Origin of the sequence: Streptococcus cristatus (assembly GCF_003943505.1) — a bacterium.
In the GTDB taxonomy this organism is placed as follows: domain Bacteria; phylum Bacillota; class Bacilli; order Lactobacillales; family Streptococcaceae; genus Streptococcus; species Streptococcus cristatus_E.
The window spans coordinates 29,805-53,900 of record NZ_RJPS01000011.1; the positions used below are offsets into that span (position 1 = coordinate 29,805).

General features: G+C 41.6%; 24 protein-coding genes and 4 pseudogenes. 18 read left to right on the forward strand and 10 right to left on the reverse strand.

All coding sequences use genetic code 11. The annotated features are described in order from the left end of the window. Positions 1–48 precede the first annotated feature (48 nt). From D8792_RS09240 to D8792_RS09255, 4 genes are all read left to right on the forward strand, one after another. On the forward strand, positions 49–738 hold the full coding sequence (locus D8792_RS09240) for a histidine phosphatase family protein (RefSeq protein WP_125373770.1): 690 nt from the start codon (positions 49–51) through the stop codon (positions 736–738). Between the two features lie 104 nt (positions 739–842). Continuing rightward, entirely contained in the window at positions 843–1,475 is a 633-nt protein-coding gene (locus tag D8792_RS09245; protein ID WP_376739444.1) for a M15 family metallopeptidase, read from the forward strand. A 264-nt stretch (positions 1,476–1,739) separates the two neighbouring features. Further along, positions 1,740–2,744 carry an NADP-dependent oxidoreductase gene (locus D8792_RS09250; protein ID WP_125373771.1) on the forward strand — a complete coding sequence of 335 codons (1,005 nt, stop codon included), beginning with the start codon at positions 1,740–1,742 and terminating at the stop codon, positions 2,742–2,744. 16 nt (positions 2,745–2,760) lie between these two features. After that, positions 2,761–3,405 carry a TetR/AcrR family transcriptional regulator gene (locus tag D8792_RS09255; protein ID WP_125373772.1) on the forward strand — a complete coding sequence of 215 codons (645 nt, stop codon included), beginning with the start codon at positions 2,761–2,763 and terminating at the stop codon, positions 3,403–3,405. Positions 3,406–3,427: 22 nt separating this feature from the next. Here the strand turns inward: D8792_RS09255 and D8792_RS11470 are convergent, their stop codons facing one another. From D8792_RS11470 to gdhA, 3 genes are read right to left on the reverse strand one after another with little or no spacing between them, the layout of a single operon-like run. Next, positions 3,428–3,610 (reverse strand): hypothetical protein, encoded by a 183-nt coding sequence (locus tag D8792_RS11470; protein ID WP_125373773.1) that lies wholly within the window; start codon positions 3,608–3,610, stop codon positions 3,428–3,430. After that, positions 3,611–4,096 carry a GNAT family N-acetyltransferase gene (locus D8792_RS09265; protein ID WP_125373796.1) on the reverse strand — a complete coding sequence of 162 codons (486 nt, stop codon included), beginning with the start codon at positions 4,094–4,096 and terminating at the stop codon, positions 3,611–3,613. Between the two features lie 31 nt (positions 4,097–4,127). Beyond that, positions 4,128–5,474: an NADP-specific glutamate dehydrogenase gene (gene gdhA / locus D8792_RS09270; protein WP_125373774.1), complete on the reverse strand. Its 1,347-nt coding sequence runs from the start codon at positions 5,472–5,474 to the stop codon at positions 4,128–4,130. A 223-nt stretch (positions 5,475–5,697) separates the two neighbouring features. On the opposite strand from gdhA, the gene D8792_RS09275 reads away from it, so the two are divergent. Beyond that, positions 5,698–6,633 (forward strand): dihydroorotate oxidase, encoded by a 936-nt coding sequence (locus D8792_RS09275; protein WP_125373775.1) that lies wholly within the window; start codon positions 5,698–5,700, stop codon positions 6,631–6,633. Between the two features lie 270 nt (positions 6,634–6,903). On the opposite strand, the gene yidC is transcribed toward D8792_RS09275, so the two are convergent. Together yidC and D8792_RS09290 are read right to left on the reverse strand one after the other, a co-directional pair. Then, complete coding sequence (gene yidC, locus D8792_RS09285) at positions 6,904–7,824, reverse strand: membrane protein insertase YidC (protein ID WP_125373776.1); 921 nt, start codon at positions 7,822–7,824, stop codon at positions 6,904–6,906. An 81-nt stretch (positions 7,825–7,905) separates the two neighbouring features. Continuing rightward, positions 7,906–8,184: an acylphosphatase gene (locus tag D8792_RS09290; protein WP_125373777.1), complete on the reverse strand. Its 279-nt coding sequence runs from the start codon at positions 8,182–8,184 to the stop codon at positions 7,906–7,908. Positions 8,185–8,325: 141 nt separating this feature from the next. Between D8792_RS09290 and D8792_RS09295 the strand changes: the two genes are divergently transcribed. The 6 genes from D8792_RS09295 (at position 8,326) to D8792_RS09320 (ending at position 14,236) form a co-directional block, all read left to right on the forward strand. Further along, positions 8,326–9,066 carry a TrmH family RNA methyltransferase gene (locus D8792_RS09295; protein WP_125373778.1) on the forward strand — a complete coding sequence of 247 codons (741 nt, stop codon included), beginning with the start codon at positions 8,326–8,328 and terminating at the stop codon, positions 9,064–9,066. Positions 9,067–9,110: 44 nt separating this feature from the next. Beyond that, positions 9,111–9,602 carry an HDIG domain-containing metalloprotein gene (locus tag D8792_RS09300; protein ID WP_041826827.1) on the forward strand — a complete coding sequence of 164 codons (492 nt, stop codon included), beginning with the start codon at positions 9,111–9,113 and terminating at the stop codon, positions 9,600–9,602. Between the two features lie 19 nt (positions 9,603–9,621). Further along, on the forward strand, positions 9,622–10,305 hold the full coding sequence (locus D8792_RS09305; protein ID WP_125373779.1) for a Bax inhibitor-1/YccA family protein: 684 nt from the start codon (positions 9,622–9,624) through the stop codon (positions 10,303–10,305). Between the two features lie 181 nt (positions 10,306–10,486). Continuing rightward, positions 10,487–11,950, forward strand: coding sequence for a flotillin family protein (locus D8792_RS09310; RefSeq protein WP_125373780.1), 1,464 nt, complete (start codon positions 10,487–10,489; stop codon positions 11,948–11,950). Between the two features lie 162 nt (positions 11,951–12,112). Further along, on the forward strand, positions 12,113–13,537 hold the full coding sequence (gene gnd / locus D8792_RS09315; RefSeq protein ID WP_048766212.1) for an NADP-dependent phosphogluconate dehydrogenase: 1,425 nt from the start codon (positions 12,113–12,115) through the stop codon (positions 13,535–13,537). 9 nt (positions 13,538–13,546) lie between these two features. Then, on the forward strand, positions 13,547–14,236 hold the full coding sequence (locus tag D8792_RS09320; protein ID WP_125373781.1) for a response regulator transcription factor: 690 nt from the start codon (positions 13,547–13,549) through the stop codon (positions 14,234–14,236). A 95-nt stretch (positions 14,237–14,331) separates the two neighbouring features. Here the strand turns inward: D8792_RS09320 and D8792_RS09325 are convergent, their stop codons facing one another. Continuing rightward, complete coding sequence (locus D8792_RS09325; RefSeq protein ID WP_005590897.1) at positions 14,332–14,814, reverse strand: S-ribosylhomocysteine lyase; 483 nt, start codon at positions 14,812–14,814, stop codon at positions 14,332–14,334. 276 nt (positions 14,815–15,090) lie between these two features. Here D8792_RS09325 and D8792_RS09335 point away from each other — a divergent pair, with 276 nt between their 5' ends. The 5 genes and pseudogenes from D8792_RS09335 (at position 15,091) to D8792_RS09355 (ending at position 19,456) form a co-directional block, all read left to right on the forward strand. Beyond that, positions 15,091–16,704 carry a ribonuclease Y gene (locus D8792_RS09335; protein WP_005590895.1) on the forward strand — a complete coding sequence of 538 codons (1,614 nt, stop codon included), beginning with the start codon at positions 15,091–15,093 and terminating at the stop codon, positions 16,702–16,704. A gap of 98 nt (positions 16,705–16,802) precedes the next feature. Continuing rightward, positions 16,803–16,913, forward strand: a pseudogene (locus D8792_RS09340) (SAM-dependent methyltransferase); the annotation flags it as partial. A 230-nt stretch (positions 16,914–17,143) separates the two neighbouring features. Then, entirely contained in the window at positions 17,144–17,740 is a 597-nt protein-coding gene (locus D8792_RS09345) for a TetR/AcrR family transcriptional regulator (RefSeq protein WP_125373783.1), read from the forward strand. Continuing rightward, a complete protein-coding gene (locus D8792_RS09350) occupies positions 17,740–18,693 on the forward strand; it encodes an ABC transporter ATP-binding protein (protein WP_125373784.1) in 954 nt (317 codons plus the stop codon). Before D8792_RS09345 ends, D8792_RS09350 begins: the two co-directional genes overlap by 1 nt. Further along, positions 18,680–19,456, forward strand: coding sequence for an ABC transporter permease (locus D8792_RS09355; RefSeq protein WP_125373785.1), 777 nt, complete (start codon positions 18,680–18,682; stop codon positions 19,454–19,456). The genes D8792_RS09350 and D8792_RS09355 overlap by 14 nt, the downstream gene beginning before the upstream one ends. A 281-nt stretch (positions 19,457–19,737) precedes the next feature. On the opposite strand, the pseudogene D8792_RS09360 reads toward D8792_RS09355, so the two are convergent. Together D8792_RS09360 and D8792_RS09365 are read right to left on the reverse strand one after the other, a co-directional pair. Next, positions 19,738–19,944: pseudogene (locus D8792_RS09360) on the reverse strand (hypothetical protein); the annotation flags it as partial. A 50-nt stretch (positions 19,945–19,994) separates the two neighbouring features. Further along, on the reverse strand, positions 19,995–20,789 hold the full coding sequence (locus D8792_RS09365) for an ABC transporter ATP-binding protein (RefSeq protein WP_125373787.1): 795 nt from the start codon (positions 20,787–20,789) through the stop codon (positions 19,995–19,997). 151 nt (positions 20,790–20,940) lie between these two features. On the opposite strand from D8792_RS09365, the pseudogene D8792_RS09370 reads away from it, so the two are divergent. Next, positions 20,941–21,120 (forward strand): annotated as a pseudogene (locus D8792_RS09370) (hypothetical protein); the annotation flags it as partial. Positions 21,121–21,316: 196 nt separating this feature from the next. Then, positions 21,317–21,697, forward strand: a pseudogene (gene tnpA / locus D8792_RS09375) (IS200/IS605 family transposase). A 48-nt stretch (positions 21,698–21,745) separates the two neighbouring features. Here the strand turns inward: tnpA and D8792_RS09380 are convergent. Next, a complete protein-coding gene (locus D8792_RS09380; RefSeq protein WP_125373789.1) occupies positions 21,746–23,185 on the reverse strand; it encodes a TrkH family potassium uptake protein in 1,440 nt (479 codons plus the stop codon). A gap of 4 nt (positions 23,186–23,189) precedes the next feature. Then, positions 23,190–24,096 (reverse strand): Trk system potassium transporter TrkA (gene trkA / locus D8792_RS09385; protein WP_125373790.1); only part of this gene is annotated, 907 nt, incomplete at its 5' end.

Sequence of the window (24,096 nt, forward strand, 5' to 3'; positions counted from 1 at the left end):
TTTTTTCAGAAACGTGATATAATGAGAGGAGAATAAGGGGGGAAGTGTATGGCAAAAACAAGATTATACCTCATCCGGCATGGCAAAACGATGTTTAATACAATCGGACGAGCTCAGGGCTGGAGTGATAGTCCATTGACGGCAGAAGGCGAACGTGGCATCCATGAATTAGGGATTGGTTTGCGAAAAGCGGGTATTGATTTTAAACTAGCTAGATCCAGTGATTCGGGTCGAACCATTCAGACCATGGGAATTATTCTGGAAGAGCTGGGCTTGACTGGAAAGATTCCTTATAGGTTTGACAAGCGCATTCGAGAGTGGTGTTTTGGCAGCTTTGATGGTGGCTATGATGGCGAGCTCTTTATGGGGGTCATGCCTAGGGTCTTTAATATCGACCATGTCCATCAACTCAGCTATGCCGAGCTGGCAGAAGGCTTAGTAGAAGTCGACACGGCTGGCTGGGCTGAGAATTGGGAAAAACTCAGTGGCCGAATTTGGCAAGGCTTCTCAGAGATTGCTGAAGAGTTGGAGGCTGCGGGTGGTGGCAATGCCTTGGTGGTTAGTCATGGAATGACCATCGGAACCTTTGTCTACCTGATTAATCGCATGCAACCTCATGGTCTAGGCAATGGTAGTGTGACCATCGTAGACTATGAAGATGGTCAATTTTCAGTTGTTTCCATCGGTGATATGTCCTATCGTGAAGTTGGAGCGAAAGAGCTGGAGGACAAGGCTTGAGAAGACGTCGTCGCGAAAGAAGGAGAAAACTCTCCCTATTTCGACTGATAAATAGGCTCTTATTTCTAGGAATTGCCATTAGCTTGTTTTTTGCTCTATTGCGAGTGCAAGATATGGATGAAGACTTGCCAACTTTCATTAATCATGGTTTTGGAGTCCAGAGTTCTGACTTACCCAAGGTGTCAGTTGATGATTGGGAATTGATTTTGGTCAATCGTAGTCATTTACAGGAAGAATCTCATCCTAGGTTGAGCCAAATTGATGATATTCAGGTAGATAGTCGGATTGCTGAAAACACTAGACAATTTTTAGCTGCAGCTCGAACTATTGCACCGGGAGAAACCTTGATTTCGGGCTATCGTAGCCGAGCAGAGCAGACAGAGCTCTATGAAGAAGCCCTAGCCTTGGCCGAAGAAGAAGGCTTGTCTCGGCAAGAAGCAGAGCAAGAAGTGCAAAAACGGATCCAGCTACCAGGTGCCAGCGAGCATCAGACAGGCTTGGCGATTGATATGAGCGAGCCAGAAGGTCAGAATGATGAAGTGGCACATAAGATTGCGGAAATTGCCCCTAAATACGGCTTTATTCTGCGCTATCCTGAAGGGAAAAGCGATATTACTGGTGTTAATTTTGAAAATTGGCACTATCGTTATGTTGGCGTAGAGTCGGCACAATATATGCAAAAACATCACCTAGTTTTAGAGGAATATCTGGCCCTTTTGAAAGAGTCGGCTCGGTAAGCATTTACAGTCGATGAATAGACAAAAAATCAGCTGCTCAAATGAACAAGCTGATTTTTAAATAAACAATAGTTCTGGAGTTGCGGCTGCTGCTTTTAATACATGTTAAGAGATAGAAAGTAATATCGCTTTATTAAGAACCTGATTATTTAAGCAATCTATAGAAATACAAGTTCGTAGATTGACATATTTGGGAAATGAGCGTATAATCGCAATGTGATTGAGCGCTCACTCAATTTGTAGACGAAAAAAGGAGTTCATAAAATGGTTGTTCAAGCAATACAATATAGTCGTTTCGGTGATGAAGAAGTGTTAGATTTGGTGAATATTAAATCTGATTCTTTAGAAGCGAATCAAGTCAGGGTAGAAGTTCATGCTGTTGGTTTAAATCCTATTGATTACAAGACTTTTGAGGGTGCAAAACCACTTAGATTTCTATCTTTTACGGCGAAACTAAGGAATCCCAGTCGTTGGTTTGAGTCGAAATCATCTCTTTTTCCAAGAGGTGTTGGTAGGGATTTTGCTGGAGTCATCACAGAAATTGGTGAAGGAGTAAATACCTTTGCAGTAGGGGACAAGGTTTTTGGAACAATGATCAGTGACCCTGGATTGGGAACCAAGAGGGGAGCTTTGGCAACAGAAATTTGTGTCAATGAATCGGAAGTCGTATTGAAACCAGATATGATTGATATGAATCATGCTGCTACTATGGGAGTAGCCTCTCTAACAGTGGGAGGTGCTTTTAGAAAAATTGAGTTAAGTTCTAAGGATATTGTAGTTATTTCAGCAGCGGCAGGTGGTATTGGAAGTATTGCAGTACAGTATGCAGTTGCTAAGGGTGCAACGGTTATCGGAATTGCAAGTAAGAAGAATTCAGAATATCTGAAGTCCTTAGGTGCCATACCAGTAGCTTACGAAGAGAATATTCAAAATGCTCTTCTATCAGCAAGTCCAAAGCCGATTACAAAATTCTTGGATTGCTATGGAAGTGATTATGTTAAATTGGCTTTCAGTTTGGGATTGAAGGGCACGGATATTGGAACGCTAGTACCTTCACCATATGTTATGATAAGAGGAGCTCAGTTCACGGGTCCGAGACATTCCACATATGATGATTTGAACACTCTAGCGGAAATGGTCTCAGATGGGAAGGTTCGGCTGAATATTGATCAGGTGTATGATTTTTCTCTAAAGTCAGTTAGAGAGGCATATCGTAGTCTGAAGTTGGGGCACACTCGAGGTAAAAAAGTCGTAAAAGTAAGAGAGTAGAAGAGAGGTGCTAGCAATGGATAGTTTAGAACAAAAGTATGCACAGACATTAGAAAATAGCAACTTGAGTATAAAACAACGTCAAGTATTATTATCAAGTCTAAAGTTATTTTCAGAAAATGGTTTTGAGAATACAACAGCAAGCCTTATTGCTGAGGAGGCTGGAGTTTCAGAAGGAACCGTTTTTAGTTACTTTAAAACCAAGGAAGGAATACTAGAAGCTATTCTGTCGACTTTTCTCGAACAAGTTATTCCAGATGTGATTGCTGATTTTTCTGAGAAGAAATTTACAGCAAATCAAGAGTCTTTTCCACTATTTTTAAGAAGTATTGTCCGAGATAGACTAGTTTTTATTCAGGAGAATCAAATGCAAGTTAAAATTCTCTTGAGTCGTTCTTTTATTGATAAAAATATTTCTGACCAGTTAGGGAATGTTATTATTCACTCTATCATTAAGCCAATTAGTCCAGTTCTGAATCAGTTTAAAGAAAATGGTGTTATCCGAGATTGGTCAAACGAAAGAATCGTTCGTTATATTCTAGCCTTGAGTCTTTCTTATGCTCTTCCAATGATGTTGAATGATAATGAGGACCTAGACATAGATGAAGCAGTAAACGAAATAGTTGAATGCCTGTCTTTTGCCTTAGTAGAAGTAAAGTGAATTTTGATTTTTAAGCTTACTATTAAAAATAGTGAGCTTTTTTAAAACCAATATAAAAATCCCCAATCAGAGCGATTGAGGATTGAAAAATAAATTGAAACAATACCTTAACTATCATAGCCTTGGCTACATTTTTAAAAGTTGTTTTAGCTGTGTTGAGGAGCTTGGTACTGATGCCCTCGATTCGACCATAGTATATTACCATCTATTCATCTGATGAGAGGGATTTTATCATCCAGATATTCATAGCTGGGTGGCCAACGGCGTTAGTAAGTGGTTGTTGCAATGCTGTGAAACTATAGTGTTGATAGATGGCCACGGCCGTAGCCAGTTCAGTAGAGGTTTCTAGATAAAGCTGTTCATAACCTGCTAGGCGGGCTTCCTGGAATATCCGCTTTATCAACCTGCTGGAATAACCTTTGCCACGGCTATTTTTAGTGACATACAGTTTTTGTAATTCAGCAATTTTATCGGACACAGGTGCAAAGCCACCACAGCCAACCAGCTGTCCTTCATCTTCCAGAACAAAGTAAGCCGCCCTCTCTTGATGTTGATAATAGTCGGCCAAATGATCTAGATGAGAATCAAAGTAGACAGTTCCTGGTTTGTCAAGCCCGAATTCTTCTAGGCTGGCTCGAATGAGCTGCGCTACAGCTGGATTGTCTCTCACTTCCATTGGCCGTAAGTTCATCATTTGTCCTCCGATAGGATGTATCGACTAGTTAAACAATACCTTGGGCAATCATAGCGTTTGCTACGTTTTCGAAGGCAGCGATGTTTGCTCCTGCAAGGTAGTCTGTACCAAGTCCGTATGTTTCAGCAGTTGTTTTAGCTGTGTTGAAGATATTGGTCATGATGTCTTTGAGACGGCCGTCAACTTCTTCACGTGTCCAAGAGAGGCGAAGGCTGTTTTGGCTCATTTCAAGTGCAGATACAGCTACACCACCAGCGTTGGCAGCTTTGGCAGGTCCGTAAAGGATTCCGTTTTCTTTGTAAACTTTAATCGCATCAAGGTCGCTCGGCATGTTGGCACCTTCTGATACGCAGATAACACCTTGGGCAACCAAGCGTTTAGCTGCGTCACCATTGATTTCGTTTTGAGTCGCACATGGCAGAGCGATGTCGTAGTTACCAGCGTAAGTCCATACAGAACCTTCATGGTAAGTAGCAGTTGCTTTCTCAGCTGCATACTCAGTCAAACGAGCACGGCGTTTTTCTTTGACATCTGTAAGAAGATTGAAGTCGATACCATTTTCGTCGATGACATAACCGTTTGAGTCAGATACTGAGATAACAGTTGCACCAAGTTCAGTCGCTTTTTGAAGAGCGTATTGAGCAACATTACCAGAACCTGAAATCACCACTTTCTTACCAGCAAAGCTGTTACCATTAGCTTTGAGCATTTCTTCAGTATAGTAAACTAAACCGTAACCAGTTGCTTCTGGACGAATCAAGCTACCACCAAATCCAAGAGGTTTACCAGTCAAGACACCAGCATCAAATTGGTTCAGGCGTTTGTATTGACCGTAGAGGTAGCCAATTTCACGTCCACCAACACCGATATCACCGGCTGGAACGTCAAGAGATGGTCCGATGTATTTTTGCAATTCAGTCATGAAGCTTTGGCAGAAGCGCATGACTTCAGCATCAGTCTTTCCTTTAGGATCGAAGTCTGATCCACCTTTACCTCCACCAATTGGAAGTCCGGTCAAGACGTTTTTAAAGATTTGTTCAAATCCGAGGAATTTCAAGATCCCTTGGTTTACAGTTGGGTGGAAACGAAGTCCGCCTTTATATGGTCCAACAGCTGAGTTGAATTGAACACGGTAACCACGGTTGACTTGCACTTTTCCATCACGGTCAACCCAAGGAACACGGAAAGAAATCACGCGCTCAGGCTCGGTGATACGTGCCAAGATGTTTTCTTCGATATACTCAGGGTGTTTTTCAAATACAGGTTCTAGAGTGCTGAAGAATTCTTCAACCGCCTGGAGGAACTCAGCCTCATGCCCGTTACGAGCTTTTACAGTTTCAAACACGCTTTGGATATATTCTTTAGCAGATGTCATATCGTTCTCCTTTTTGTTGTTATATTTTATTACACGAGCCATTATAGCAGAATTTTTTTTGGGTGTAAAGAAAAAAGTTGAATTTTCTGAAAATTTCCATAATATCTTTTTGAAGATTCTAGGTGCAAATACCGAACCTTTTATTGGAAAAATGGGATAACCTTTTTATAGGAAGAACTTTAATGCTATAATAGAAGAAAATAAGGAATATGAGGTCAAGATAATGACGACAACCAAGACAAAAATTGCAGGTTTTGATTTTGATAACTGTCTGATGAATGCAGCAGGAGTGGCTTGTATGACAGTGGAAGAGTTAGAAGAGGTCAAAAACTCTGCTGCAGGAACTTTTGTGACTAAGACGGCAACGCTGGACTTTCGTCAAGGTAATCCAGAACCTCGCTATCAGGATGTGCCATTGGGTTCTATCAACTCCATGGGCCTGCCCAATAATGGTTTAGATTATTATCTTGATTACTTGCTAGAGCTGCAAGAAAGTGAACCAAATCGGACTTTCTTCCTCTCTTTGGTCGGTATGTCACCAGAAGAAACCCACACCATTCTTCAGAAAGTGCAGGCAAGTGACTTTAAAGGGATTACTGAGCTCAATCTTTCTTGTCCAAATGTTCCAGGTAAGCCACAGATTGCTTATGACTTTGAAACGACAGAAAAGATTTTGTCAGAGGTTTTTGCTTATTTCACGAATCCATTGGGAATCAAGCTGCCGCCTTACTTTGATATTGTACATTTTGATCAGGCTGCTGCGATTTTTAACAAATATCCGCTCAAGTTTGTCAATTGTGTCAACTCTATCGGAAACGGTCTTTATATAAAAGATGAGTCAGTGGTCATTCGTCCTAAAAATGGTTTTGGCGGTATTGGCGGCCAGTACATCAAACCGACGGCTCTGGCTAATGTCCACGCCTTTTACCAACGCCTGAAACCAGAAATCCAAATCATTGGAACTGGTGGTGTCCTGACTGGCCGCGATGCCTTTGAGCATATTCTCTGTGGTGCCAGCATGGTGCAGGTAGGAACAACCCTTCATAAAGAAGGAGTGGTAGCCTTTGAGCGTATCACCGCCGAACTCAAGGCGATTATGGAAGAAAAAGGCTATGAAAGTCTAGAAGATTTCCGTGGAAAGCTGAAGTATATTGATTAAACGTTTAAGAAAGAGAGAGTGGGACAGAAATCGGTCATTCGTTAGAGTTCGATTTCGTCGTCCCACCTCCGCACAGTTGAGTAGGACTGTAGAAGTTGATGAAATCAGCGTAGTAGAGCCCACTCAACCACTGCGTCTTGCTCGACAATCCAAAGACAATTGAGATGCTAGGACTTTTGTCCCAGCCTCTCTTTTAGTATTATTAGGGCGAGTAGAAAAAAAGCCCTCCAAGATTAGATAGGAAATCTCAGAGGGAAATGGATAGTTTATTTATCTAGAACGTTGTTTACCAGCGTTGCGATTCTTTTTCTTTTTATTGTTTTGAGTGATTGCTTGGCTCGCTTTTGGTGTCACATCTTTGATGCGGCCTGCATTGCTCATGGCTTTCGGAGGATTCTTTTTGTATTCTTCTGCTACTTGCTTTCTGATCCGAGGACGCATTAAGTAGTTAATGATGAATTGTTGGATGATTTGGATGAAACCACCGACTACCCAGTAGAGGGTCACAGCCGCTGGTGACATGAAGGAGAAGACAACAATCATAATCGGACTCATGTAAGTTGCACTCTTCATCTGCGCTTTTTGGGTTTCATCTTCGATCCCATGTAGGGAGAGAATTGACTGGATGTAGTAGAGTACACCGACAATGAGAGTCAAGGCCAGACTAGGTTTTCCAAGATTGATGCCAAGGAAAGTACTGCTGGCTACACCGTCTGTGTATTGGGCAGCAAAGAAGAGAGCTGAGAAGAAAGGCATTTGAATGAGTAGAGGGAGGCATCCGATACCGCCAAACATACTCAGACCATTTTCTCTTTGAGCAGCCATAAGTTCTTGCTGGGCCTCTAGTTTTTCTTCTTGAGTTTCGGCATTATTGATTCGTTCTTGAATAGGGGCAAAGATGGGCTTGAAGTAGTTCATCTTTTCTGACTGAAGAGTAGCCTTCCAAGATTGATAGATTCCCAATGGGAAAATAATCAGCCGCACGATGAGTGTAACGATAATAATCGCTAGACCATAACCAAGACCTGAATTCTTGGCAAAGAACTGGATGCTATCTGCCATAGGACGACCAAGTACATCCCAAATGATACCAGAAGGATTGCCAGCCTTGTCTCGTCCGACACACCCTGTCAATAATAGAAGGAGGGACAAGCTCATTCCAGAGAATAAAATACGTTTAAATGTTTTCACGAGTTCATTTCCTTTGTTTCTAAAAAATAATACCTATCTATTCTACTGTTTTTTAAGGAAATATACAATAGTTCTCCAGACCTAATTTGCAATTTTAAAGTCAGTATAGGACTCAAAATTGGCCATGGTGACATCTAAATAGCTGACTTTTGAAAAAGGAGTTGGTCCCTTGCGGATTTCTTGAATGAACTTGGCCATGAGGGCAGAGCTTTCGGCTTGAGCTAAAATTTCGACTGTACCGTCGTCATTATTCCAGACGCGACCGGTAATCCCGCCGATTTGCAGAGCGAGGGAGTAAACGCCCCAACGAAAGCCGACGCCTTGGACTCTTCCTTGCGCAATCATTCTTACTTTTTGCATAGATACCTCCTTTTGTAGCGGTTTGAAACTCGCTTCTCAGCCCATAGCGCAGCGAGCAGTTGCTTGCTGGAGATAAGATTTTCTCTGAGGATAAGTCTAGAGGATGAGTTCAAAACTGCTAGATTGTGTTATAATGTATTTATGAATATTATAACCTCAAAAGCCAATAATGTGGTAAAAAAAGCTAAAAAGCTGCAGCAAAAAAAATATCGTAGCGAGTCGTATTTGATTGAGGGCTGGCATCTTTTTGAGGAGGCTCTGGCCAGTCAGGCACGGATTCTTCGAATTTTTGCCTTGGCAGAGTACGAAGAGCGNTTGGCAGCATTTTCNCAGACGATTTTTGTCAGTCCNGAGNTTCTNAGTGATTTGGCAGATAGNAAGACNCCTCAGGGAATCGTTGCAGAATTAGCCTTTGAGGAGCAGAATATTCCAGAAAAGCTGGAAGGTACCTACCTCTTTTTAGAAGATGTGCAGGATCCGGGCAATGTCGGAACCATCATCCGAACAGCGGATGCGGCAGGTTATCAGGGAGTATTCATTTCTAGCCACTCCGCTGATATTTACAATCTAAAAACCTTGCGTTCTATGCAGGGTAGCCATTTTCATCTGCCCATTTATCGCGTGAGCAGAGAGGATATGCTGGCCCTAGCTCGTCAAAGTGACCTGCAAATTCTGGCTTCGACCTTATCAGAAGATTCTGTTGATTATCAAAAAGTCGAAAAAAATGAGAATTTCCTCCTAGTTATGGGCAATGAAGGTCAGGGAATCAGCCAAGAAATGACGGATGCGGCTGATGTTTTGGTTCATATTTCCATGAAGGGTCAGGCTGAAAGTCTGAACGTAGCTGTGGCAGCCGGCATCCTGATGTTTGCTTTAAGCTAACTTTTAGAAATTTCTCTATAATAAAACTAAATGGAGGTGATGACATGCCTTACAGAGAAGATGATGAATTTATGGCTTATGTGGGGCATTTGATTGAGAAGCCCAGCGTTCAACGCTTAAAAGGGATTACCCATCATATTCATTCCAATCGGCTTGAACATTCGATCAATGTCAGTTATACTAGTTATAAGATTGCTAAAAAATTTGGCTGGAATGCCCGCAGTACAGCACGGGGCGCTCTATTGCATGATTTATTTTATTATGACTGGCGTGAAACTAAGTTTAAAAAGAGTCATGCATGGGTACATCCCCGCCTAGCAGTCCGAAATGCCCGTAAGATTACCAAGCTCAATCGAGTTGAGGAAGATATTATCATCAAGCACATGTGGGGAGCTACCTTAGCACCGCCACGCTACAAGGAGTCCTTCGTTGTGACCATGGTGGACAAGTATTGGGCAGTCAAAGAAGCGACAGCACCTTGGCGACAAAAGCTGAGCGGGCGTAAGAAGTATCATCGAAAGATGATGAAAAGTTAAAATGTAAAAAGGAGACATTATGAACAATACAATTATTCAAGAAAACAGTGGACTTTCTAGTTTTTATTCTAAGGTCTACGGATTTGTCGGGATGGGAATTGCCATCTCTGCTCTGGTTTCAGGCTTAATGCTGACGACCTTCCAGACAGCTCTAGTAGATATTCTGCTCCATTACCGCTGGATATACTACGGTGCGATTTTCCTTGAGGTGGCCTTGGTTTGGTCAGCTTCCAGTATGGGACTTCGCAATAGTCCAGCTGCTCTTCCGCTTTTTTTGAGCTACTCAGCCCTAAACGGATTTACCATGAGTTTCATTGTGGCCATGTACACAGGAGGCGTGGTCTTCAAAGCATTTGCAGTTAGTGCGGCTGTTTTCCTTGTTATGGCAGCCATGGGCGCCATCATTAAAAAAGATTTGTCTGGTATGGGCCGTGCTATGTTTGCAGGTCTGATTGGGATTGTTATTGCGAGTTTTGTCAATATTTTCCTGGGTAGCGACATGATAGACTATATTGTCAGCTATGTCAGTGTCGTCATTTTTGCAGGGTTGATTGCTTGGGACAATCAAAAAATCCGCTATGTCTATGAGCAGACAGGGGGACAAGCTGGACTTGGTTGGGCCCTTTCTCTGGCTTTGAGCCTTTATCTCGACTTTATCAATCTCTTCCTCAGCATCCTTCGTATCTTTGGAAGAAATGACTAATAAAAGATGGATAGCTTCCTCGATAAATGAGGAGCTATCTTTTTGTTTTAAGGGGCATTTTGGAAGTTGAATAGGATTAGCAGTAAAAGTTTTGCAAAATGTTAATTTTTTGATATACTAACTAAAAATATATTTGGGCAATGCATTCGTCTATTGCTCTGGAAAAAGAAAGGAAGTTTCTATGGATATGTTATTTATCCCAGGCTGGTTGATTTTTGCAATCGTTGCAGCCATCGTGCTTATTATTCTTTTGGCTAAGGGGTATGTCAATGCTAAGCCAAATGAAGTAGTCGTTATTACTGGTCTGCGTAAGCAGCGCCATTTGAGAGGTAAGGCTGGCTTCATGATTCCTTTTGTAGAGCAGCGCTCTTATCTGGATATTGAGCAGTTTTCTACAGACGTCCGTACTTCTGAGTCTGTGCCAACACTTGATTTTATCAACGTTCGTGCTGATGCGGCTGTTAAGTTGAAGATTGGTACTACAGATGAAATGATTGACCGTGCGGCAGAAAACTTCCTTAATTGGAATACAACAGATATTTCCAACTCTGTCCAAGATGTACTAGAAGGAAATCTTCGTGAAGTAATCGGTCAGATGGAATTGCGCAAGATGGTCAATGACCGTCAGGAATTTGCTTCTAAAGTGCAAGATAACGTAGCGCCAGATTTGGCTAAGATGGGTCTGGAAGTCATTGCCTTTACCGTTCAATCCTTCTCTGATGAAGGTGGCGTTATTGACAACCTCGGTATTGAAAATGTCGAAACGATCAAGAAAGACGCCCTTATTGCCAAGGCTAAGGCTGAACGTGAGCGCAAGGAAGTTGAGGCTGAGCAGGACAAGTTGGCTAACGACAAGCGCGTGGCAGCTGACTTGGAAATTGCTCAAAAGCAAAATGAACTCAGACTGAAACAAGCTGCCCTCAAGCAGGAAGCAGATATTGCGCAAGCTAAAGCTGACGCGGCTAAAGGGATTGAGGCTGAAATTCAGCGTCGTGAACAAGAACGTGTGGCCGCAGAAGCCAACATCATGAAGCAGGAAAAAGAAGCGGAAGTCAAAGAACGGGAAGTTAAGGTTCGTGAGCAGGAATTGGATGCCAATATCCGCAAGCAAGCCGAAGCTGAAAAATATGCTCGTCAACAGGCCGCAGAAGCGCAATTGATTGAACGTCAACGTCAGGCCGAAGCGGAACTCTTTGAAACGCAGAAAGAAGCGGAAGCCCGCAAGGCTCAAGCCGAGGCTGAGAAATTTGCGCAACTGCAAGAAGCTGAAGCTATTGAAGCCAAGGGACGTGCGGAGGCGGAAGCCATTCGTCTTAAACTAGAAGCGGAAGCAGAAGGTTTGGACAAGAAAGCCGAAGCCATGAAGAAGATGCAGGAAGCTGCGATTACGGAAATGATTGTCGATAAATTGCCAGAAATCGCTCGTGCGGTGGCAGAGCCATTGACCAAGGTAGACAAGATTACCATGTATGGTGAAGGCAATGCTTCTAAAATGGTTGGTGACATCATGCAGAGCATTGACCAAGTTTCCCAAGGAGCAGGCTTTGACATTCGTCAACTGTTAGCTGGAGCACTTGGTGTCAACATGACTGTTAACAAGCTTAAACAAGATGAACAAGCTGTCATCGAAGTTGATGAGAAATAAATCTAAATGTGTCTAAGCTATCCAAACAGCTGGGAGTTGAAACTTCTGGCTGTTTGCGTATCCTCCCACAGAAAAGCATTTCTATCAGCTAAATACTTTTCATTACCATGTAAAAATGTTAAAATATAACAGATTAAACAACTAAGATTATAGGAGTAGAAAATGACAAAAGCTAACTTTGGTGTCGTAGGTATGGCCGTAATGGGTCGTAACCTTGCCCTAAATATCGAATCTCGTGGTTATACAGTTGCCATTTACAACCGTAGTAAAGAAAAAACAGAAGACGTAATCGCTTGCCACCCTGAAAAGAAGTTCGTACCTAGCTACGATGTAGAGTCTTTCGTTCAATCTATCGAAAAACCTCGCCGTATCATGCTCATGGTTCAAGCTGGACCTGGTACAGATGCAACTATCCAAGCCCTTCTTCCCCACCTCGATAAGGGTGATATCTTGATCGATGGAGGAAACACTTTCTACAAAGATACCATCCGTCGTAATGAAGAATTGGCAAACTCAGGTATCAACTTTATCGGTACAGGGGTTTCTGGTGGTGAAAAAGGTGCCCTTGAAGGTCCTTCTATCATGCCTGGTGGACAAAAAGAAGCCTATGAATTGGTTGCTGACGTTCTCGAAGAAATCTCAGCTAAAGCACCAGAAGATGGCAAACCATGTGTGACTTACATCGGTCCTGATGGAGCTGGTCACTATGTGAAAATGGTCCACAACGGTATCGAGTACGGTGACATGCAATTGATCGCAGAAAGCTATGACCTCATGCAACACTTGCTCGGTCTTTCTGCAGAAGATATGGCTGAAATCTTTACTGAGTGGAACAAGGGTGAATTGGATAGCTACTTGATCGAAATCACAGCTGATATCTTGAGCCGCAAAGACGATGAAGGTCAAGACGGCCCAATCGTAGACTACATCCTTGATGCTGCAGGTAATAAGGGAACTGGTAAATGGACCAGCCAATCAGCGCTTGACCTTGGTGTGCCATTGTCACTAATCACTGAGTCCGTATTTGCTCGCTACATCTCTACTTACAAAGAAGAGCGTGTACATGCTAGCAAGGTTCTTCCAAAACCAGCTGCCTTCAAGTTTGAAGGTGACAAGGCTGAGTTGATTGAAAAGATCCGTCAAGCTCTTTACTTCTCAAAAATCATTTCTTACGCACAAGGTTTTGCCCAATTGCGTGTAGCTTCTAAAGAAAATAACTGGAACTTGCCATTTGCGGACATCGCATCTATCTGGCGTGATGGCTGTATCATCCGTTCACGTTTCTTGCAAAAGATCACAGATGCCTACAACCGCGATGCAGATCTTGCTAACCTTCTTTTGGACGAATACTTCTTGGATGTTACTGCTAAATACCAACAAGCAGTGCGTGATATCGTAGCTCTTGCTGTTCAAGCTGGTGTACCAGTACCAACCTTCTCAGCTGCCATTACTTATTTTGACAGCTACCGTTCAGCGGATCTCCCAGCTAACTTGATCCAAGCACAACGTGACTACTTCGGTGCTCACACTTATCAACGTAAAGACAAAGAAGGAACCTTCCACTACTCTTGGTATGACGAAAAATAGGATAGGCCTATGGCAAAGCGAATTTTATTAGTAGAAAATGAAAAGAATCTTGCACGATTTGTGAGTTTGGAACTGCAAAAGGAAGCATTTCTTTTGGATGTAGTTGAGACAGGCAGTCAAGGTTTGGCACTAGCTAGAGAAAATGACTACGATCTGCTCTTGCTTAATTATGACCTGCAGGATATGACTGCTAGTGACTTTGCCAAGCAACTGAGCTTGCTCAAACCGGCTTCGGTCATTATCGTCTTAGCCAGCCGTGAAGAAATCAAAGAACATGCAGATGAGATTCAGCGCTTTGCTGTTTCCTATACCGTCAAGCCTTTTATTATCAGCGATTTGGTTGAGAAAGTTTCCGATATTTTTCGAGGTCGGGACTTTATCGACCAGCATTGTAGCAAGCTGAAAACACCGACTGCTTACCGCAATCTACGAGTTGATTTGAAAAATCATATCGTCTATCGTGGAGAGGAAGTGATTGCTTTGACACGACGAGAATATGATCTGCTAGTGACGCTGATGAGCAACCAAAAGGTCATGAGCCGTGAGCAGCTTCTGGAACGTGTCTGGAAGTATGAAGGCGCCACTGAAACCAACGTAGTCGATGTCTATATTCGCTATCTACGTAGTAAGATTGATATTGCTGGTCAGACTAGCTATATCAAAACTGTCCGTGGTATCGGCTATGCTATGCAGGAATAATAAGAACAAACCCGCCCTCTGTTTCCAGAAGGACGGGTTAATTTTTTTATTTTTAGCGCAAATAATAAAATCCTAGAAGATAAAAATCCCTCTGCTTAGAGGACATGGCGCTCGAAAGCATTGTCAGAGATTCCTTGGCTGAGAATGAGTTTCGCCCATTCTTTGGCAGAAAAGAGGCTGTGATCCTTGTAATTGCCACAGGATTCGATGGTGGTGCCAGGGACATCCTCCCAAGTAGTTGTCTCAGCAATTTCTTCTAAGCAAGATTTGATGACTTGGGCAATCTCGGTTGCTGAGTGCTGTCCCCACATAATCATATGGAAGCCTGTGCGGCAACCGAAAGGTGAGCAGTCAATCATACCGTCAATCCGCTTGCGAATGAGCATAGCTAGTAAATGCTCGATGGTATGCAGGCCAGCCGTCGGAATAGAGTCTTCATTTGGCTGCACCAAGCGAATATCAAAGTTAGAGATAATATCTCCTTTGGGACCAGTTTCCTCTCCAATGAGGCGAACATAGGGTGCTTTTACGATTGTATGGTCAAGCTCAAAACTTTCAACGATAACTTCTTTAGACATGGTTTCTCCTTTAAAATCTAAAATTGGAACCTGAAAATGAGATCAGGTTTCAAAAGCGACATTTCAAACACTTCCTTTTGATTATAGCATAAAAAAATAAGAGTTAGGAAATAAAAAAATTTTATATATTAAATTCTTTGATTTAGCGCCTTTTCGCCCAATAATAGGCAAAAAACGGCCTTCTTTTTCAAAAAATTGATTTGTGAATTTTTGCTATTTATGATAGAATAAAAAGGAATTTTGAATTCAATAATTAAATAGATTTGGAGTAAAAACATGGGCTTATATACGATAGCTGCTTTTGTTTTTGCTGCCATCATTGGTTTAGTGATTGGGTATGTAGGAATCGTGGTTAAGATGAAAGCATCTAAAGAAGCCGCGGAACTTACTCTTTTAAATGCTGAACAAGAAGCAACCAATTTACGCGGTCAGGCGGAACGTGAAGCTGATTTGATTGTCAAAGAAGCGATGCGCGAAACCAGTTCGCTTAAAAAAGAAGCACTTTTGGAGGCAAAAGAAGAAGCCAGAAAATATCGTGAAGAGGTTGATGCAGAATTTAAGTCTGAGCGTCAGGAGTTAAAACAAATTGAAAGCCGCTTGACAGAGCGCGCAAGTAGTCTTGACCGCAAAGATGACAATTTAACCAACAAGGAAAAGACTTTGGAGCACAAAGAACAAAGTCTGACTGATAAAGCTAAACACATTGATGCGCGTGAAGCACAAGTAGCTGAGCTAGAGCAGCAAAAAGAAGCTGAGCTTGAGCGGGTAGCATCCCTGACTCAGACGGAAGCGCGTGAGATTATCTTGACCAAGACCGAGGACAAGCTGTCTAAGGAAATCGCGACTCGTATTCGGGAAGCGGAGCAGGATATCAAAGAGCGCTCGGACAAGGTGGCCAAGGATATCTTGGTTCAAGCTATGCAGCGGATTGCTGGTGACTATGTTGCTGAGCAGACCAATTCAACGGTTCATCTTCCTGATGACAGCATGAAGGGACGGATTATCGGACGGGAAGGTCGTAATATTCGAACCTTTGAAAGCTTGACAGGGATTGATGTTATCATTGATGATACGCCTGAAGTGGTTACTCTTTCAGGTTTCGATCCAGTTCGCCGTGAGATTGCTCGGATGACCATGGAAGCTCTTCTCAAGGATGGTCGAATTCATCCGGCTCGTATCGAGGAATTGGTCGAAAAGAATCGCTTAGAGATTGATAACCGTATCCGAGAGTATGGTGAAGCCGCAGCCTATGAAATCGGAGCGCCAAACTTGCATCCTGATTTGATGAAAATCATGGGTCGCTTGCAGTTCCGTACATCCTACGGGCAAAATGTTCTTCGCCACTCGATTGAGGTTGCCAAACTGGCTGGAGTTATCGCTGGAGAGTTGGGTGAAAATGCGAACTTGGCTCGTCGTGCTGGTTTCCTCCATGATATTGGTAAGGCCATCGATCGAGAAGTAGAAGGCAGCCACGTGGAAATTGGAACTGAGTTGGCTCGCAAGTATAAGGAGCATCCAGTTGTTATCAATACGATTGCTAGCCACCACGGAGATGTGGAACCTGAGAGCGTTATTGCAGTCATCGTTGCAGCAGCTGACGCCCTAAGTGCAGCTCGTCCAGGAGCTCGCAGTGAATCGCTGGAAAGCTACATCAAGCGATTGCAAGATTTGGAAGAAATTGCGAACAGTTTTGAAGGAGTTAAGACAAGCTTTGCCCTTCAGGCAGGTCGTGAAATCCGAATCATGGTCAGTCCAGAGAAAATCAAGGATGATAAGATTACAATCTTGGCGCATGACGTGCGTGAAAAGATTGAAAACAACTTGGAATATCCAGGAAATATCAAGGTCACTGTCATTCGCGAAATGCGAGCAGTTGATTATGCAAAATAAAAGGTTGAGACATTTGTCTCGACCTTTTTGTTTGTTTTTAATGAAGTGTTAAACTGTCAGCGTTTGGCAGAAGCTGGCTTGAACAATGCTCGACTAATCTTAGCTACCTGTCTCAGCAGGACTTCACCGTTGCCCTCTACAAGACCATCAATCAGATTAACAACCCGCCTTTCTTAGTCATGATTGAGAAATTGAGAGAAGAAACTTGAGACACAATAAGGATACAGAGAGAAAAGCCAGATAATAGGAGCTTTCAGCACTGTATTTTTAATCGTGAAAATCAAATAAGTAGCTCTAAAAGAAGAGAATTAAGGTGTTTGTTAATTTAAAGCTTTATATTTTCTTACAAAGAAGATATAAGACTTTTGACATTTTTCATTTTATATGATAGTCTATGACTGCGAAACCAAAAACGTCACAAAGTTTTTAGGAGGAAGTTATGGCTACTGCTTTTACTGCTGAAGAAAAAGAAGTAATTAGAAAGAAATTACATAAAGTTGCAAAGGAATGTCTTCAAAGATATGGGGTTAAGAAAACCACAGTTGACCAGATGGCAGCAATGGTAGATATTTCTAAAGGTTCTTTTTATAATTTTTATTCTTCAAAAGAAATGTTATTTTTTACGGTCTTAGAAGAATATCAAATAGATGTTATGAATCGCCTGACAGAACAATTAGGTATGGAAACCAAGATAGATACAAATCGTCTGGTAGAGTTACTTTATGATTTTTATCAAGATTTTCGCTATTCATTTATGTATACCATATTTAAAAATCATGAAATGGAATTACTCGTAAGAAAATTACCAAAAGATGTGATAACAAATCATCATCTGATAGATGATAGGATGGTTAAAAAAATTGTATCCCGAATCAATATTAGAGAAAATATATCGGTAGAAATCGTCTCTGCTTTATTTAGAACGATTGCTATGACTATATTACACATCGAGGAAATCGGTGAAAAACAATTTGATACCACATTGAAGTTAGTCATACAAGGAATTGTGGAGCAAATTACTGAGGAGGATAGGTAATGGTGAAAGAAGCAATTAGAACCGCAAACCTTTCTAAAAAATATGGAACAAAAAATGTTGTCGACAACTTGAATCTTTCAATAAAACCTGGTGAAATAGTAGGTTTTTTAGGACTGAATGGTGCAGGGAAAACAACGACGATGAGAATGATGCTAGGATTGATAAAATCCACATCAGGGGAATGTTATATCCAAGGAAAAAAGTTAGATCTGAATAATTTAGAACTTCGAAATGAAATAGGTTATATTATTGAGACACCTTATTCTTATCCAGACTTAACTGTGAGAGAAAATTTAGAAATAGTTAGTAAATTAAGAGGGGTTAATAAAGATAATATTGACTGGGTAGTTGAGAAATTAAAACTAAAGCAATATGAACATAAACAGGAGAAGCATCTTTCTTTAGGAAATGTTGCGCGTTTAGGAATTGCAAAAGCGATTATTCATAAACCTAAAATCCTAATTCTTGATGAGCCAACAAATGGATTAGATCCTTTTGGAGTTATTGAAGTGAGAGAACTATTAAAGGAATTGGCAAATAATCTAGGTACAACTGTTCTTATTTCAAGTCATAATCTGGAAGAAATATCTAAAATTGCTACTAGGATAGTTATTGTACATGAGGGCAGACTTATAAGAGAAGTTGAAAGCAATGAATTAGAACAGTACTTAGAAAAGAAGTTACTAGTAACTGGATCTAATAATAAGGCCATGAAAGAAGTGTTATCTAACCATGGCTATCAGGTAAACATTCAATCAGACACAGAAAATAATATCCATTTCTTAGAATTAACTGATAGAAAATCTGTGGAATATCCGGAAGATATTGCTACATTGCTAGTTCATGAAGGTTATCCACCCAAATCGTTGGCTGTTGAGAAAGAAGATTTAGAACATTATTTCTTAAGAATACTGAATGACTATCATGGAGGAATCTCGAATGAAAAAGCTTAGTTCCTGTATTTTAATTGAATGGAGAAAGTTAATAAAATCAAAACTTTCCATCGTAACTGCTTGTTCTATCTGTTTAGTTCCTTTTATTGTTGGGTTGTTTGCAACTATGATGAAATATCCAGAGAATTTCAAAAATCTTGGTTTGATTTCTGCAAAAATGGAAATGATGAGGATAACAGACTGGTCATCATACTTAATGACCATATCACAAGTCATTTCTGTTGGGGGATTGCTCATTTTTGGATTTACAGCATCTTGGGTTTTTGGTAGAGAATATTCTGATAAAACGATGATAGACCTATTAGCGCTTCCGATAAAAAGAGATACAATCGTATTATCCAAGTTTATCGTTATCGCTCTATGGAGCTATATTTTATCAATTTTTGCACTTTTATTGGGATTGTTGGCTGGCAATTTGATTGGACTTGATGGTGGGAACTTAACGGTGATTTTCAAAGGTATACTTACTTTTGTTCTTTGTACTACTCTTACGATCATACTCTCTACTCCGGTGGCTTTTTTTGCTTGTTTAGGCCGGGGCTATTTGTCTCCATTGGCATTTATTATTTTTACAATTATTTTTTATCAACTTGGTTCTGCTCTTAACTTTGGAAGATACATTCCATGGGCGATTCCTGCACTCGCCAGTGGTATTGCAGGAAAAGCAACATTGAATTTTGGGAGCATTGTCAGTTTATTTGGGGTAAGTATTCTAGGTCTTATCGCAACAATAGCTTGGTGGAGGTACGCTGATTACGATTAAAATGAAGTGATGAAAATGCTAATAACACAAAGCTAAGTCTTATTCATTTAAATTCAAAACAACCCCTCCTGTTCAGATTGAAGAACAAGAGGGGTTATTTTATGACAATTGATTGGGTGAGAAGGAACTATGTGAGTATCGTTGGCCTAAATGAAAAGAGAGTTTCTAATATACGTGATTGGGAAAAAATGACCTTGCCTTTGATAAGTTAAATGTCAAAGCGTTCTTGGATGGTAGTTTTAGAACAAGGTAAAATCTCGTTGTTATGGCATTAGTCAGGTGAGGGACAAAATCCGAAAAAAATACTTGGGCTGAACTCTTTCTAGCAGGGGCCGGATTAAAAAGAGGCTGAGGAGAAAGAGCAGGAGGATAGGGTAGAAATACCAAGGGTTACTGACGAATTGGACCCCCTCAGCAATCCTCAAAGGGATGTAAGTATGGGACAGCAGAATCTGCCCAGACAGGAAAAGCAAGACAATCGCAGCCATGGTCAGAATCAGAAAGTAGCCCAGTTTGAAGATGGCGCTAGAAAATTACTTCATAAGGACCTGTTCTCCACCTTGATGAAATAGCGGTCTTCTCCCAGCTCAATCAACTCGACTTGATGAGGATAAAAATGATCCATGACCTCTTTTTGAAGTATGTCTTCTTTAGGACCTTGGGCTATGATTTCACCTTCTTTTAGGAGCAGGACATGATCCATAGCAGCAGTGATTTCCTCTACATGGTGGGTGACATAGAGGATGGTTGGAGCCTGGTCCATCTGCGTAATCATACCAATTTGATCTAGCAGGCGCTCGCGGGCAAAGAGATCCAGACCGCTGGTCGCTTCATCTAAGATAAGCAGTTCTGGCTTTTCCATGAGACTGCGCGCAATCAGCAAGAGCTGCTTTTCGCCTTGAGAGAGACTAATGTAGCTCCGGCCAATCAATTCTTGTCCGCCAATGGAGGCCAGCATTTCCCTAGCTTGGTTCAGCTCAGTTTGCCCGTAAGGAGCGTAGAGAATACTGCTTTTATACTTACCTGTCAGGACGATTTCTTCGGCAGTGAGATGGCTAGGCAGGCGTTCAGCAATGAAGGAGCCAACTACTCCAATCTTAGTTCGCAGCTGAGGAATGTCGCCGGCGCCAAATTCCGTACCGAGAACCGTCACCTTGCCCTGGGTCTTCCAATGCTCAGCCATGAGCAGGCGCAGAAGAGTAGACTTTCCAGAACCGTTGAGACCGAGGATGGCCCAATGCTCCCCCTTTTTCACCTGCCAGTTGAGATCTTTTAAGATGGTTCGGCCTTGTTTAGCCAAGCTTGCATTTTCTAGTTTGATAATCTTTTCCATTTTTACTCTTTCTTTCGTTAAATCTTCTTTATTATAACAAAATTTAGGATAAAATAACCGATAGGAGGAGTCAGATGTTTTATAAAAGTAAGCTGATGTAGGTCCTTTTGCTAATGATTATCTTCTTTATCTGGTGTCAGATGAGGATCTTCCTATTATCATCATGGTACTCTTGCTCTTATCCAGCAATATCTATGGTGTACTAGAGATGATCGAGGCAATCCCGACTTATTCTATCCTCAAAGAAATCGCCAAGTTCTTGGTTAATCGCTATGATAATCACAAGGAAACCCAGCAGCAGAAGAAGAACGAAGAGCTTGGAATCGATTGATTCCAGAGTTTCGAGACCAGAAATAAGACGGAAGAAGGGTCTTCCGTCTTATTTCATTATGTCTTCAAGTCAGTTTTTCTCGTAGAGAAAAACAAGAAAACCACCAGCTAAGCTGCTAGCTGCTAAGGATTTGACCTTTCATTTCTTTTTTCTGGTAGAATCTATTTGTTCAGGTAAGACAAAGGAGGAAAAGGAAATGGCTAAAACCAGTTGCAGTTTATTACATACCGAATGGATGTGCAAATATCATATCATCTTTACTCCCCAAGTATCGCAGAAAAATCATTTACTATAAAATAAGACGAGATCCCATTGAGATTTTTTGTCATCTATATCAATACAAAGGTGTGGAAATTACTGAGAGACATATGATATCAGATCATGTTCACATGCTTGTCTTTATCCCTCCAAAACTTACGATTTTTGATTTCACGGGGGATTTGATAAATATGTAAGTATCGTTGGCCTAGACGGAAAGGCAGTTGCCAAATATGTTCGCGAGCAAGAGAAAAATGGAATTGTCCCTGAAAGGTTAAGTGCTAAAGTATTCTTAGATGGCGATTTTAGAACAAGATAAAAGCCCGTTGTTACGGGCATTAGTCAAGTAACTATAACTATTTTCCTGCTATCTATTAGACCAGGTTCTTGGTAGGAATAGAAGTAGGATTGGATAGATTTCTAAACGTCCTGCAATCATGGCAAGGGAAAGGAGGAATTTAGAAAATGGGCTATAGATAGAGAAGGTATCGGTTGTCCCAATCATTGGTCCGATATTATTGAAACAGCTGATGACAGCACTGGTAACAGTCATTAGATTGTTATTGTCCAGACTGATGATGAAAATCAAAGCTGCGATAATCAAAATATAAACTGCCAAATATTTAAGAACCTTGTGTTGGGTATCTTTATCCAAAACAGCACCGTTGATATGCATGGTTAGAACGCGGTTTGGCGAAAGCGTGGAAAGGATTTGGTTTTTAGCGATGCGACCGATGATAATGGCACGGATCACTTTGAAACCGCCAGCGGTGGAGCCAGCAGAACCACCTAGACACATGAGCAGCAGCAGAATGACTTGTGAGAAGAGGGGCCACTTTACGGTATCTCCATAGCCGAATCCTGTCGTAGTAATGATGTTGGAAACTTGGAAAAATGAAATTTCTAAGCTTTTAGCAAATTCCCCGTAAATATGGAGAACATTGAAGCTAATCAAAATAGTGGCAGTGAGGACAATCCAGAGATAGCCTTTCAACTCCTCATCATGAAAACAGGCTTTAAATCTTCGAATCAAGAGATAATAGTAGAGATTGAAGTTTACCCCAAAGGTCAGAACGCCGAAGCTGACAAGGTAGGTGATTAGAGAACTATCGTAGTGGGCAATTCCGTCGTTAAAGACAGTGAAGCCTCCCGTACCAGCCGTTCCCATTGCGATGACGATACTATCAAAGAGTGGCATGCCAGCGAGGAAATAAAGAAAAGTAAAAAGGGCAAAGAGTGCTAGATAGATAATATAAAGAATCTGGGCAGTGTTTCTTAATTTCGACACAACCTTACCAAAGACTGGTCCAGGAACTTCCGCTTTCATAACCTCTAAGTGGCCATTTTTGGCATTGTCCATGATAGCCAAGGCAAAGACCAGCACCCCCATTCCTCCAATCAAGTGGGTGAAACTACGCCAAAAGAGGAGAGAGTGGGAAAGGACAGATACATCGTTTAAGATTGTGGCACCAGTAGTGGTAAAGCCAGAGCTGACTTCAAAGAAAGCATCAATTAGATTCGGAATCTGGCCAGAAAAGACAAAAGGCAGAGCGCCAAAGAAGGACCAGAGAATCCAGCAAAGGGCAACAATCAGGACCCCTTCCTTGGTGTAAATGTGGGCATCCTTAGGCTTAAAGGCTGAACCTAATCCACCTAAAATCACTAAAATAATCATTGTTGCGCCGATAGAAAGGAAGACTTCAAGATCTTCACGGTAGATCAGGGCAACGATTGTTGGAACCAACAAGAGAGCTGCTTCGATGAGCAGGAGTTTGGAGAGGAGAAAGCGAATCATAGGTCTATTCATGGGGCTACCTCTCTAACAAATCGTAAATCTTATCGATGTTTTGAATCAAGGTTGTCACGATGATCTTATCACCGACTTCCAAATAGTCATCTCCACTTGGGAAGATGGCTACACCTTGACGAATGATAGCAGCAATCAGGACCCCGCTCCTCAATTTGAGCTGAGAAAGAGGCTGTTCGATCATTTTATTTCCTTCATTGATCTGGAATTGGAGCGTTTCAATCTGGCCATTTGCTACATGGTGCAAGGCTTCTAGGCTAGAGAATTGCGCATTATTCCGCCCGCGGATGAAGTGCATAATGGTATCAACTGCGATCCCTTTTGGCGTGACAATACTTGCGAAGTCTTGATTGTCAATAATCTCAAGCAGACTGGTCCGATTCACTTTGGTGATGTTTTTCTGAACTCCCAGGTTATTGAGGAACATGGAAGTGATGATATTTTCTTCATCGACCCCTGTCAGTGTGGCGATCGCATCGTAGTGCGCAGCTCTTTCCTCCAGTAGGATGTCTTTGGCTGTTCCATCCCCATTGACCACATAGAGTTCTGGAAATTCTTGGCTGAAGAACTCTGCACGCTGGCGATTGATCTCGACGACCTTGAGCTCAATCTTGCTATTTTTGAGAATGTTTAAGAGATAATAGGCAATCTTACCTGCCCCAATAATCATGAGGCTCTTGATGACTCTTGGTCGGATTTTATTGTGGAAGCGGACAATTTCTGAACGATTTCCAGTCAGGAAGATTTTATCAGATGGCTGCAAGATGAAATCACCATCTGGAATGCTGAGTTTTCCTTCTCTCTCAATAGCACAGATGATAACGTGAGGGAAATGCTTCCTAAATTGCGAGAGACTCATTTGGCAGAGATGACTTTCTGGCTTGATTTTAAACTCCATCAAGGTCACTCGA